The 12,858-nt window shown below is 58.0% G+C and carries 10 protein-coding genes; 8 read left to right on the forward strand and 2 right to left on the reverse strand.

All coding sequences use genetic code 11. The features are described 5' to 3' along the window. Positions 1–8: 8 nt before the first annotated feature. Entirely contained in the window at positions 9–1,523 is a 1,515-nt protein-coding gene (gene rlmD / locus FAES_RS21875; RefSeq protein WP_015333364.1) for a 23S rRNA (uracil(1939)-C(5))-methyltransferase RlmD, read from the reverse strand. Positions 1,524–1,677: 154 nt separating this feature from the next. Here rlmD and FAES_RS21880 point away from each other — a divergent pair, with 154 nt between their 5' ends. The 3 genes from FAES_RS21880 to uvsE all read left to right on the forward strand — a co-directional run bounded on the left by FAES_RS21880 (position 1,678) and on the right by uvsE (position 5,607). Further along, positions 1,678–3,948, forward strand: a complete 2,271-nt coding sequence (locus FAES_RS21880) for a T9SS type B sorting domain-containing protein (protein ID WP_015333365.1) — start codon at positions 1,678–1,680, stop codon at positions 3,946–3,948. 128 nt (positions 3,949–4,076) lie between these two features. Beyond that, complete coding sequence (locus FAES_RS21885; protein ID WP_041258285.1) at positions 4,077–4,508, forward strand: FKBP-type peptidyl-prolyl cis-trans isomerase; 432 nt, start codon at positions 4,077–4,079, stop codon at positions 4,506–4,508. Between the two features lie 142 nt (positions 4,509–4,650). Further along, the gene (gene uvsE, locus FAES_RS21890) at positions 4,651–5,607 is read left to right on the forward strand and encodes a UV DNA damage repair endonuclease UvsE (RefSeq protein ID WP_015333367.1); all 957 of its coding nucleotides are present in this window, start codon (positions 4,651–4,653) and stop codon (positions 5,605–5,607) included. Positions 5,608–5,650: 43 nt separating this feature from the next. Here the strand turns inward: uvsE and FAES_RS21895 are convergent, their stop codons facing one another. Then, complete coding sequence (locus tag FAES_RS21895; protein WP_015333368.1) at positions 5,651–7,885, reverse strand: DUF5916 domain-containing protein; 2,235 nt, start codon at positions 7,883–7,885, stop codon at positions 5,651–5,653. Positions 7,886–8,051: 166 nt separating this feature from the next. Here FAES_RS21895 and lepA point away from each other — a divergent pair, with 166 nt between their 5' ends. From lepA to FAES_RS21920, 5 genes are all read left to right on the forward strand, one after another. Further along, entirely contained in the window at positions 8,052–9,839 is a 1,788-nt protein-coding gene (gene lepA, locus FAES_RS21900; RefSeq protein WP_015333369.1) for a translation elongation factor 4, read from the forward strand. A gap of 116 nt (positions 9,840–9,955) precedes the next feature. Further along, complete coding sequence (locus FAES_RS21905) at positions 9,956–10,672, forward strand: OmpA family protein (RefSeq protein WP_015333370.1); 717 nt, start codon at positions 9,956–9,958, stop codon at positions 10,670–10,672. A 54-nt stretch (positions 10,673–10,726) separates the two neighbouring features. Beyond that, positions 10,727–11,476 (forward strand): oxygenase MpaB family protein, encoded by a 750-nt coding sequence (locus FAES_RS21910; protein WP_015333371.1) that lies wholly within the window; start codon positions 10,727–10,729, stop codon positions 11,474–11,476. A gap of 192 nt (positions 11,477–11,668) precedes the next feature. Further along, a complete protein-coding gene (gene trxA, locus FAES_RS21915) occupies positions 11,669–11,977 on the forward strand; it encodes a thioredoxin (RefSeq protein ID WP_015333373.1) in 309 nt (102 codons plus the stop codon). A gap of 89 nt (positions 11,978–12,066) precedes the next feature. Beyond that, positions 12,067–12,852: an SDR family NAD(P)-dependent oxidoreductase gene (locus FAES_RS21920; protein ID WP_041259319.1), complete on the forward strand. Its 786-nt coding sequence runs from the start codon at positions 12,067–12,069 to the stop codon at positions 12,850–12,852. The last annotated feature ends 6 nt before the right edge of the window (positions 12,853–12,858 follow it).

The following is a 12,858-nucleotide window of genomic DNA, read 5'->3' on the forward strand; positions in this document are numbered from 1 at the left end:
TACATTGTTCATTGTACATTCTTTTTAACTAAAAGCACCACATTCTCCACGTGGTGCGTGTGGGGGAACATGTCGACGGGCTGCACGGCGTCGACGCGGTAGGCTTCGTCGAGCCAAGCCAGGTCGCGGGCCTGCGTGGCCGTGTTGCAGCTGATGTAGACAATTTTCTGCGGGGCGGCTTTGATGAGCTGCCGAACCACGGCCTCGTCCATCCCCGCGCGCGGCGGATCGGTAATCACCACGTCGGGGTGGCCGTGCTGGGCGAAGAATTCCTCCGTGAGCAGGTTCTTCATGTCGCCCGCGTGAAACGACGCATTGCTGATTCCGTTGACCTCGGCGTTTACGCCCGCATCGGCGACAGCGGCTTCCACATATTCGATGCCAACCACGTACCTAGCTTGCCGCGCCACAAACAGGGCGATGGTGCCCGTGCCGGTGTAGAGGTCATACACCAGCTCGTTGCCCGTCAGGCCGGCCATGTCGCGGGCCACGCTGTAGAGCGCAAACGCCTGCTTGGCATTGGTCTGGTAGAACGATTTGGCATTGACCCGAAACGTCAGCACCTGATTGACTTCGGACGTACCTGGGGCCGATGCAACGGCTCCCGACGTACCCACGCCAGCATCCATGGTTTCCTCGATGTAGGGCGTACCGGCATAGTTAATCACTTCCTGATCGCCGTAATTGTCGTTCTTCTTCGTGTTGATGATGTAGTTCAACGACGTAATCTGCGGGAAGCGTTCGAGCAGGTGATCGAGCAGGGCGGCGAGCGTTTGCGGGTGATCCTGCGCTACCTGTAGTGTCACCATCACCTGCCCGGTGGTGTCAGCCGTGCGGATGATGAGCGTGCGGAGGTAGCCCTCATGCGTTTTGAGGTTGTATGCCGCCAGGTTATTGGCAAACAGGTAGTCGGTGACGGCCAGCCGGATGTCGTTGGACGGATCGGGTTGCAGGTAGCAATGCTGGATGGGTAGCACCTTATCAAAGCGGCCCGGCACGTGGAAGCCCACGACGCGCGGGTCCATGCGCTCGGTAGTTTGTACTTCAGCCTGCGTGAGCCAGCGCCCGTCGGCGATGGTGAATTCCAACTTATTCCGGTAATACTGGGTCGGATGGGCGGCGAGAATCGGCCGCATTGACGCGGCACTACCGCCGGGCAACGGAACCTTGGCGATGCGCGTAAGGTGATCAATAACCTGTTGCTGCTTGAACCGCAGTTGTTCGTCGTACTGAATATGTTGCCATTTGCAGCCCCCGCATACGCCGAAGTGTTCGCAAAACGGCTGGGTACGTACCGGCGAGGGCGTCACCACCCGTTCGACGAGGGCTTCGCGGTACTGTTTTTTCTGATTGAAAACCCGGATGTCGACCACGTCGCCGGGTGCAGGCATCGGATGGCCCGGTCGGCCTTCCACAAAAATGACCCCGTCGTCGGTGCGGATCAGGCACTTGCCCTCCGCCGCCACGTCGGTTACGGTCAACCCCGCGAGGAGTTGGGGTTGTTTATGGTGTTTTTTACGCATTTCTAGTCGTTCAACGTCCAACGGTCAACGTCCAGTGCGATGCGCGTAACGGTAGCACAAACCTTGATCCTTGACCAGTAGACCTTGAACCTTCTCGTTCAAACTGCTAAATTAAGCAGCCTTTTCGGCAAGGGCTGTACCCAACCCAACTTGTATGCCTCAACTTTACATGAAAGCGCTTTGTCGGCTTCTGTTTTTCAGTGTAGTAAGCCTATTGCCCCTCGTCGGTTTTGCCACGCACATTGTCGGCGGCGAAATCGAACTGCTCTACCTCGGGCCCAACAGCGCTTATTCGCACCGGCTCAACCTGAATTTGTATTTCGATCAGAACAACGGCAACCCCGGTGCCGAAGATGCCTTGATGACCCTGGGCATTTTCCGCAAGCGCGACAATGCCCAGCTGGCCAGTATCGACCTGCCGCGCCTCGGTTCGTCGCAGGTAGCCTACTCCATTCCCAGTTGCGCCACGGCCATTCAGAGCACCCGCCTGATCCGGTACGGCGTCGACGTAACCTTCCGCCCCGAGTCGTTCAACGACCCCGGCGGCTATTACGTCAGTTGGGAACGCTGCTGCCGCAACGGGACCATCAACAACCTCCTTGCCCCCGGCGATGCAGGCTCGGTATTCTACCTGGAATTCCCGGCGGTGCTGCAAAACAACCAGACCTTTGCCAACTCCTCGCCTGTTTTCAACACAGTCAAAGGCGACTACATCTGCCTCAACCGGCCCTTTACGTTCGATTTTGGCGCCCGCGATGCCGACGGCGACAGCTTGGTGTATACGATGGTGACGCCCTTCAACGGCTACAGCACGGCGGCTGTCCCCTACCCCGCCCGCCCGACCCAGCCCGGTCTGGAAGGTGTCTTTCGGGCGGCACCGTATCCCCCTGTGCGCTGGGCCAGCGGCTATTCCGAAACCAACGCCATACCCGGCATCAGCCCCCTGAAAGTAGACGCCAAAACGGGCCTGCTGAGCGTAACGGCCGATCGGGTCGGGCTCTTTGTGTTCTCGGTGGAAGTGGTCGAATACCGCAAAGGCGTGGCCATCGGCCGGGTACGTCGTGATTTCCAGTTGCGCGTAATCGACTGCCCCCGCAACGATGCACCCGTGCTGCTGATGAAAGCGCCCGGCAGCAAGGAGTATTACAAAGCCGGTACGGTCATCCAGTTGACCGACACCGATAAGGCCTGCCTGAACCTGTTCCTGACTGATCCCAACGCCAACCAGCGCATTACCGTCACCAACGGCAGCGGCGCCCTATCGGGCCTGGCGATCACACCGGGCGTGGTTAGTTCCGGCAATGGGCGGGACACCACCTCGACGCAGTTCTGCTTCGATGCCTGCGCGCTGTATAACAACGGCAACCCCGTGACGCTGCGCATCCAGGCCACCGACGACGGCTGCCCGCAGGGGATTACCACTAACCTCGACGTACTGGTGCAGGTGACGTCGACGCCCGGCGTCAAACCCGTGGCGAGCACTGATCTGCGCGGCAGCCAGACAACCATTTCGGTGGGCTCATCGCTCACGTTCAATGCGTTTGGCAAAGACCCGCAAAACGGCGCTGTGTCGATTCAGGCCGTGGGCCGGGGGTTTGCGTTGGGCAGCGCAGGCATGACCTTCGCCCCCACCTCGGGCACCGGCACCGTGCAACAACCCTTCCGCTGGAACCCGACCTGCTCGCAGGCGTCGCAATCGGCATACGTGGTCGACTTTATCGCCATCAAACGGGCCTGTAACGTCGAACGGCGCGACACCACCACCGTCAGGTTGACTGCCCAAGGGCCCGCCAGCCAGCCACCAACGATTCGGACCTCGCTGCCCAGCCGGGTGGTGGAATTGACCGTTGTGCCGAACGATACAAGCTCGGGCGCGGTGCGGTTTACCGTCTTTGGTAACGATCCCGACAAAACCGACAGCCTGCGCCTGACGGGTGCGGGCCGGGGGTTCAGCCTGACGCAGGCGGGTATGGTGTTTACGAACAGAAATGGCCGGCCCGAACTACAATCGCCGTTTTCGTGGCAGGCGACCTGCGCCGTGTTGCAGGGGCGGCGCGAGGCCACCTTCACGCTCGACTTTGCCAACACCGATGGGAGCTGTCAGGCTAAAAACACCGATACGACCAGCGTGGTACTGAAGCTGAAAACGCCCGAGGTCAACTACAGCGACCTGAAGGTGCCCAACACGTTTACGCCCAACAACGACGGCAAAAACGATTATTTCGGGTTAATGAACGTACCTGTCGAAAACTGCTACGAGAAATTCGAGCGGGTCGACGTGTACAACCGCTGGGGCGTTCAGGTCTTCACCTCCACCGACAAGGCCTTCCGCTGGTATGGCCCCGACTTCCCCGTTGGGCTCTATTATTACACCGTCACCTTCGGCCGACAGACCGTAAAGGGTACGTTGATGCTCGTTAAGTAGTAGTCAATGATCAATTGTAATGAGCGGCCTATGCCACTGAGTAGGTAAGCGGCATTCCTGACGCGGTCTGGCTTATGACTTCCGGCAATCAGCCCTACCTTTGGGGCTTGTACAAATCACGTAAGCACATGGCACAGGCACAAGCTGGCGACACCGTTCAGGTTCACTACACAGGTACGTTGACCGACGGCACCTTATTCGATTCGTCGCAGGGACGTAGCCCATTAGAATTTACGCTCGGCAGCGGGCAGGTCATCAAAGGATTCGATGATGGCATCACGGGCATGGCTGTCGGCGATCATAAAACCATCCATATTCCCGTTGAAGAGGCCTATGGCCCGGCGCACGAAGAGATGGTCTTCACGCTCGACCGTTCGGATATTCCCGACGAAATCCCCCTTGAGGTAGGCATGACGCTCAACATGCACGAAGACGGTAACCCGCAACCCGTGCCCGTGATCGTCCGCGCCCTGAGCGACGATTCGGTCGTGCTCGACGCCAACCACCCCCTCGCCGGGCAGGACCTGACGTTCGAGATCGAACTGGTCGGGATTAAGTAAGTCGGTACAACAAGTCCCTGAAAAGCGAGTGCGGAGTCTGGAAAGGCGGTATGGTAAACGTGTAAGCAACACGTACCTAACTTTCCAGGCTCCGCACTCATTTCTTTCAGACTTTCCAGCCGTTCCTGTTGTTGTCTGTGGTATGGATACGACACCGCTCAACGTGGGATACGCCTGCATCAACCTGACGCTGCAGGTCAACGAACACATCACCACCACCCGGGGAATGATCAAAAAGACATTCGCCGAGAAAGGCCTGCAGTACGCATCGCAGTTGGCCCTGCAAAACGTGCAGGATTTGCTGAAGGTAGTCGACTGGAACCTCGAACACGGGTTTCAACTGTTTCGTATCTCGTCCGACATTTTCCCCTGGGCTTCTGAATACCGTATCAACCAACTCCCGGATTTTGCGGAGATCCGGGCCGTGCTGGAAGATATCGGCGCGCGGCCTATCCGGCTCACCTGCCATCCGGGGCCATTCAACCACCTGGCCGGGCAGGGCAAAGTGCTCGAGAATACCATCACCGATCTGGAATACCAGTCGTCGGTATTTGACCTGATGGGCCTCACGCCCTCGCACTGGAACAAGATCAACATCCACGCGGGCGGCACCTACGGCGACAAAGCCGGTACGTTGGCCCGATTTGCCAAAAATTTCCGCGAACGGCTGTCGGAGAGCCTACGCGCCCGGCTCACCGTCGAGAACGACGACCGGCCCAATCTGTATACGGTGCAGGATCTGACGTACCTGCACGAGCAGATCGGTACGCCCATCGTGTTCGATTATTTTCACCACAGCCTCAATCCCGGCGACCAAACGCAGGAAGAAGCTTTCCTAACGGCCTACGGCACTTGGGATGTACGCCCCGTCTTCCACTATTCTGATTCGCGGCGCGACTATGAAGACCCCAAAGCTCGCCGCGAAGCCCATGCCGACTGGCTCTATAACCCCGTCAACACCTACGGCAAGGACGTTGATATTGTCTTTGAATCGAAGATGAAGGAACTCTCGATCCTGCGCATCCGGGGCGACGTACCTGACTACTCGCCCAAACTCCAGAAGCTCATTCAGCAAACCGCCGCCACCGCCGATGAGTAGCAACTTACTCCGCGATTGCTAACTAGTGCTGAGACTCGTTACCTTACACGTTGAACCAGTAGGAGAGCTTAATCACCAGTGCGCGGTTTTTGCTGGTCAGTGAGCCGGGGAAATAGTTTTCCTGATAGACCACAAACAGGTCTGATACCGGTGCATACCGCCATTGCAGACGCGTGTTGAGCAGCGTGTTGGCCGTCTGGTTGTTGACCTGCACGGTGGTCGTCCAGAACAGCTTACGCGTGAAGGTCAGATCGAGACGGGGACCGATCAGCAGGTACGTTGCCGATTTGTAGGGTTCTGGCAAGCGAATGGCGTTGAACTCGCTGTACACGCTCAGCGACCCGTAGGGCTGAAAGCGATACTGCACCTGCGCCGTCAGGCTGGTGTTTTTGCCGTTGAAATAGCCGCCGCTCCACCCTTCCAGGCTCACATTGAACAGCTTACGCCGGTCGGAATTGTAAAAGCCAAACAGCCCCCGGATGTTGTAGCCGGTATCTTCGGCGAGTTCGCGGCCGTCGGAGTTAGTCGGGTCGTAAGGAAAGAACAGGTACGTGTAATGGTTGTAATACCCCAGCCCTCCCTCGGCAGTGCTCCGGAACTGCACGTTGTAGCCAATGTTCCATTCGCGGTCGGTCAGCCGCGCCACGCCGGAGGGTGTCAGCGTGCGAATCAGCATCAGGTCAGTGAACGGCCCATGCGACACCACGGCGCGGCTCCCTTTGGTGTAGAACGTACCAGACAGCTCGGGCGTGAAGCGCCAGTAACCCCGTCGGTTCACGAAGCCGATGTCATTGATCTGGTACTGCCGCCCCACATACTCCTGCGTCCAGGTGGCGGTGAGATTGCGGCTCGTATAAACGAGATTCAGGCCGTGCGTGTAGGCATCCTTGTCGATGGTTACGCCGTTGCGGCGCTCGCCCGGCTGATCGGGCCGGAAAGCGCGGGTGTAAAACAGCTTACCGCTCCAGCGGTTGTCGGCCGTTTGCAGGTTGTATTCCAGGCCCGCCAAGCGGGTGTAGCGCAGGCTGTCAGGTACGTTGCTGCGCGACCCGCCCACGCCCTGCCGGTTCACGAAAATACCCGAGAGGTTTGACCGCCCGAATAGCTGCCGCTGCACCACCGCCATGGTGTAATTCTGGCCCGTAATGCCCCGCTCAGGCCGATTGGCCGTTTGGGTATTAAGCAGCCCCACCCGCCAGTCTTTGCCCACTTTGCCGCTCAGCCGGGCGCCGTAGAGCAGCGGATTCTGCACAATTACCCCCGTGGTAGTGTCGTAGCTGATACCGATGCGCCGACTGAAAAAAGGCCGATTCTGCTCGAAACCGAAGTTGGCGAAGAGGTCCTGATTCTCGATAAAAAACTGCCGCCGTTCGGGGTAGAAGATCTCGAACCGGCTGAGGTTGGTCACCTGCTGATCGGCTTCCACGTTCGAAAAATCGGGATTGACGGTCAGGTCGAGGTTCAGCGACGGCGTCAGCCCGAACTTGGCGTCGAAGCCAACGCCGCCGGCAACCGTGCGCGCGCCCATACTGCCTTCGCCCAGGTTGTCGCTGTAGCGGGCCGCCACGTACGGAATCAGCGAAATGTTGGGGCCGGGGTCGGGCAGTGGCGTCTCGAACCGAACGGTATCGGCAAAGGCCAGCGCCGAGATGCGGTAGGCCACCGGCACGCGCCGCCACGAGGTACGCTGGTTGTTTTTCAGGTCGTGGCGGGCAAAGTTCATCAGGAACCACGACGTGCCTTTGCGGTAGCGGAAGCTTTTGAACGGAATCACCAGTTCGGCCTGATACCGGTCGTTGAACACACGTACCGCCGAGCGCCACTTGTTGTCCCACTCCGATGCCACGCGCTCGCCGTTGAACAGCTGCCCCTCGCGCTCGACGCCGTAAGGCGTTACGTTGAACGTGAAGCCGTTGATTCGGTCGCCGAACGGATCGAGGTAGACGGTGAAATTATCGTTCTGGTCCCACTCGAAATCACGCTTCAGCGAACTGGCCGTGTAGCGCCGCTCGGGGTTTTTATCGTAGCAGATCACAGCTACGTACAGGTGCTGGGCGTCGTAGGTCAGGCGCACTTCGGTAGGGTTGTAGGCCCGCGCCGTATCGTTCGGAAAATTCTGGATGAAGTTGGTGGCCACCTTTGCCGTCTGCCAGGTACGTTCCGTCAGCAGCCCGTCGAGCTGAATCGACGAATCGGCGGGCGACACCTGCAGGGTTTGGGCGCGGAGGAGCAGGCTACTCAGACAGAGGCCTATCAGGACCAGTACACGTTGACTCATAGGGCAAAAATAGGGGGCCCGACGAAGCGCTACCGGCCGGTTAGGATGAACGGTTTCACGACCTAATCGATGGGCCACCGTTCCCGGCAGCCGAAACAGGGGCCGCCCCAACTTTTTTGACTAATTTTGTGGTTTATCAGACAGACACAACCCCCGTTCTTTCAGCGTGAAACATATTCGGAATTTCTGCATTATCGCCCACATCGACCACGGTAAAAGCACCTTAGCTGACCGGCTGCTGGAGTTTACCAAGACCGTCGGTGCCCGCGATATGCAGGCCCAACTGCTCGACGATATGGACCTGGAGCGTGAGCGTGGCATCACCATCAAGAGCCACGCCATCCAGATGGATTACATGCATAACGGCGAGAAGTACACCCTCAACCTCATCGACACGCCGGGCCACGTCGACTTCAGCTATGAAGTGTCGCGGTCGATTGCCGCCTGCGAAGGTGCCCTGCTGCTCGTGGATGCCTCGCAGGGGACCGAAGCCCAGACGATCTCGAACCTGTACCTGGCGATGAATAACAACCTGGTTATCATCCCGGTGCTCAACAAGATCGACCTGCCCGGTGCCATGCCCGAGGAGATCAAAGACGAGATGGTGGACCTGCTCGGCTGCGAGCGCGACGATATCATCCCCGCCTCGGGCAAAGAGGGCATCGGCGTGCCGGAGATTCTGGCGGCGATCGTGGAGCGGATTCCGCCCCCGAAAGGTGACCCCAACGCGCCCCTGCAAGCCCTGATCTTCGATTCGCAGTTCAACTCCTACCGGGGTATCGAGGTTATTTTCCGGGTCAAGAATGGCTCGATCCAGAAAGGGCAGAAGGTGAAATTCATGAACACCGGCAAAGAGTATTTTGCCGATGAGATTGGCACGCTTCGCCTCTCGCAGGAACCCAAAGACAGCATCGAGTGCGGCGACGTAGGCTACCTCATTTCGGGCATCAAAGTGGCGAAAGAGGTAAAGGTGGGTGACACCATCACAAGCTTCGACACGCCCGCCAAAGAAGCCATTCAGGGATTCTCGGAAGTAAAACCGATGGTCTTTGCCGGCATCTACCCGGTCGAAACGAGCGAGTTTGAAGAACTGCGCGAGGCCATGGAGAAGCTGCAACTCAACGACGCCGCGCTGGTATGGGAGCCCGAAACCTCGGCGGCCCTTGGTTTTGGGTTCCGTTGTGGGTTCCTCGGCATGCTCCACATGGAGATTGTGCAGGAACGCCTCGAACGCGAATTCGACATGACCGTGATCACGACGGTGCCGTCGGTGCGGTTTGAAGTGATGACCACCAAAGGTGAGTTCATGCAGGTGTCGGCCCCGTCGGAGATGCCCGAGCCCAATTTTATCGACACCATCGAGGAGCCGTTCATCAAAGCGCAGATCATCACCAAGGCTGAATACGTGGGGGGCATCATGAGCCTTTGCATGGATAAGCGGAGTATCCTGAAAAACCAGGTTTACCTCACCGCCGACCGCGTGGAGCTGCAATTTGAGATGCCGCTGGCCGAGGTCGTGTTCGACTTCTTCGATAAACTCAAGACTATCTCGCGCGGGTATGCCTCGCTCGACTACGAGTTTATGGACAACCGCGAAGCCGACATGGTGAAGCTCGACGTGATGCTCAACGGCGACCGGGTCGACGCTCTCTCGGCCATCGTACACCGCAGTAAATCGTATGAATGGGGCCGGAAACTGTGCGAAAAACTGCGTGAGCTGATTCCGCGCCAACAGTTCGAAATCGCCATTCAGGCCGCCATCGGTCAGAAGATTATTGCCCGCGAAACGCTCAGTGCCCTGCGTAAAGACGTATTGGCGAAGTGTTATGGCGGTGATATTTCGCGGAAACGAAAACTGCTCGACAAACAGAAGAAAGGGAAGAAACGGATGCGTCAGGTCGGCAACGTCGAGATCCCGCAAGCCGCCTTCATGGCCGTGCTGAAGATCAACTAGCCGTTCTTTTACTGGCCTAGAACGCCCCGCCAACAAGGTTGACGGGGCGTTCTGTTTTGTCGAAATTCGGCCCGAAAATTGATATGTACATAGGTTAGACAACCGCGCTAGCCCATATGCGTTTTTTACTGCTCTTCCTCTTTGCACTCCCGGCCTTACCAACGAGCGGTCAGGCGATTAAGCTATCCGATAAGCCTACCAAAACGGTGTTTGCAATCAAGGCCATCGACGACAAAACCGAGGCCGACATACCGGCTCACTTCATCATTAAAACCTCGCTGGCCCGCAAGAAATTTGAAGGTAATAGCCGTGTGGGTAAAGAGTTTGAGTTTATCCTGACCCGCGCCGATACCCTCGACGTGATCGCCACCGCCAAGGGCTACCAGGAAGCCGAAGAGCTTATGGTTGTCACCTGCGACACCTGCGCCAACTACGGCTACGCCATCCGCCTCGAAAAAGCGGATTCCGTCTTTCGGAACCTACAGGTCAACCAGGCCATCCGCCTCGATAAGGTTTATTTCGATCAAAGCAGCTACCACATGCGCCCTGAGTCGTACGAACAACTGGACAAGCTAGTCCGCACGCTCCAAACGCAACCGGCGCTGAGCATCGAAATTGCCGGCCATACCGACAACGTGGGCGACCGGCGGCTCAATCAACTGCTTTCCGAAAACCGGGCCAAGGTGATTACCAATTACCTGGTGCGCAATGGCATCCCCGAGAAACGGCTGCGCTACAACGGCTACGGCGATACGCGCCCCGCGGCCCCCAATGATGTAGAAGAAAACAAGCGTAAGAACCGCCGCGTCGAATTCGTTGTATTGGGGAAGTAGCGCGTCGGTAGCTGGCTCCAGCAAACAGAGGCCACACACCGACCTACCCATCCCATGACCACGCCCACCTCAATAGTACGCCAGATCTGGGGCGACGCCGACGTGATCCTGCTGGTTTTCGCGGGTTCAGCGGCCGAATTCGCCCTCAACAAAGCGGTCGATTGGCTGTTCTTTACCGGCAAACTACCGGCCGATCCCATCGGGCGTTTGTTCTCGACGGTGCAATACGCCCAGCAGATTGTTTTTGCCGACCAAACGCGCGCCAGTCAGGCCGTCACACGCATGGCCGACATCCACGCGGGAGTTGAAGCCAAACGGGGCTATGAGATTCCCGCCTGGGCTTATCGCGACGTACTCTATATGCTCATCGATTATTCGGAACGAGCCTACGAACTGTTGCATCGCCCCCTCACCGACGCCGAGCGCGGCGAGTTATTCGATACCTTTCAGCAGGTGGGCGCCGGTATGCACGTACCTGACTTGCCCAACACCTACGCCGATTTCAAAGCCGACCGGGAACGGCATCTGGCTCAGGATCTGGAACGGAGTGCCTACACCGACAAACTCTTTCAGCGGTATCGCGAAGAGTTGGGCGACTGGCGCTTCGGCCTGTTGCTGCAAGCCCAAAGCCTGTTGGTACCCGCGCCGGTTCGTTCGCTGCTCAAGCTACCTGAACGCCCTCCCCTTACGTACCTGATGTGGCTGTACCCACTCTTCAATACGTTGCGGCTGCGGGCGCTGGTGCAGCGGGTGCTGATGCCGACAACGTACCTGGCGAAGGTGCAGGCGCTGGACCGGCGCTAATTCCACCCCGTATGGCACTGACACGAAAAAACCCCGCCGATCAATCGGCGGGGTTTTCATTTGGGAGTATGCAGGTAAAACCAATAGCGCAGGGCTTTAGTTCGCACGTTGGAAACGATTCGGATAATTTTTCAAAATAGTTTGCCGGAACATTGGCCTCGCCGGGTACGTTCCTTCCAAAACGACACACTAATGAACAAGCCCCAACTTCCGTTCAACGAATTAATCAAAAGTGGTCAGCCGGTGCTGGTCGACTTCTACGCGGATTGGTGCGGCCCCTGCAAGATGATGGCCCCCACGCTGAAGCAACTCGCCGACCGTTCTGGCGACAAGCTCAAGATCGTAAAAATCGATATCGACCGGAGCCGGGCCGCCGCCGACAAGTTTCAGATTCGCAGCGTGCCAACGCTCATTCTCTTCAAAGACGGCAAGATTATCTGGCGTCAGTCGGGCGCGCAGCCCCTTCACAAACTGGAAGCCGACGTAAAGCCTTATTTATAGTAAGGGGTCAAAGTTTGATGGCCAACGTGTAATGTTGCAACGTAATGAGTGGCGTTTGCCACGTTGACCATTAAACTTTGGATAAAACGTTGAACTGGCTTACGAATAAACGGATCGTTGTAGTCGGCGGTACTACTGGTATGGGGTTATCGGCCGCGCAGGCTTTCGTTCGCGAAGGCGCGCAGGTAGTGGTGGTAGGGCGCAACCCGGATAGCTGCGCCACGGCCGAAACGCTACTGGATGGCAACGGCTTAGCCATGAGCGGCGACGCCGCTGACCCACAAACAGCCATCAAAGCCATCGACCTCTGCCAGACGATCTTCGGCGGATTCGACGGACTTTATCACGTAGCGGGTGGCTCGGGTCGCCGTTTTGGCGATGGCCCCCTCCACGAACTCACCCTCGACGGCTGGAACGCCACGTTCCAACTCAACCTCAGCTCGCTGATGCTCTCGAATCAGGCGGCGGTGCGGGCCTTTATGGCGGCGGGTACGGGCGGCACCATCCTGAACATAGGTTCGGTGCTGAGTTACTCCCCTTCGCCTAAACACTTTGTCACGCACGCCTACGCCGCCGCCAAAGCCGCCGCTTCGGGTTTCGTGCGCTCGACGGCGGCCTATTATGCCAGCCACAACATCCGGATTAATAGCCTCATTCCGGCGCTGGTTGAGACACCGATGGCCCAACGCGCCGCTGGCGACGAAGCCATTATGGCCTTTATCAAAACCAAACAGCCCCTCGACGGGGGGCGCATTGGCAAACCCAGCGACCTCGATGGCGCAGCGGTCTATTTTATGTCGGATCAATCGGCGTTCACCACTGGCCAAATCCTCACCGTCGATGGTGGCTGGGATCTGAGCGAAGGGCAATACTGAATTTCT

The organism is Fibrella aestuarina BUZ 2 (assembly GCF_000331105.1).
GTDB lineage: Bacteria > Bacteroidota > Bacteroidia > Cytophagales > Spirosomataceae > Fibrella > Fibrella aestuarina.

Bases quoted from the DNA above. Each gene is read 5' to 3' on its own strand.
- FAES_RS21880 (WP_015333365.1), top strand. From the start codon at position 1,678: ATGCCTCAACTTTACATGAAAGCGCTTTGTCGGCTTCTGTTTTTCAGT.
- FAES_RS21885 (WP_041258285.1), top strand. From the start codon at position 4,077: ATGGCACAGGCACAAGCTGGCGACACCGTTCAGGTTCACTACACAGGT.
- uvsE (WP_015333367.1), top strand. From the start codon at position 4,651: ATGGATACGACACCGCTCAACGTGGGATACGCCTGCATCAACCTGACG.
- rlmD (WP_015333364.1), bottom strand. From the start codon at position 1,523: ATGCGTAAAAAACACCATAAACAACCCCAACTCCTCGCGGGGTTGACC.
- FAES_RS21910 (WP_015333371.1), top strand. From the start codon at position 10,727: ATGACCACGCCCACCTCAATAGTACGCCAGATCTGGGGCGACGCCGAC.
- FAES_RS21905 (WP_015333370.1), top strand. From the start codon at position 9,956: ATGCGTTTTTTACTGCTCTTCCTCTTTGCACTCCCGGCCTTACCAACG.
- FAES_RS21895 (WP_015333368.1), bottom strand. From the start codon at position 7,885: ATGAGTCAACGTGTACTGGTCCTGATAGGCCTCTGTCTGAGTAGCCTG.
- trxA (WP_015333373.1), top strand. From the start codon at position 11,669: ATGAACAAGCCCCAACTTCCGTTCAACGAATTAATCAAAAGTGGTCAG.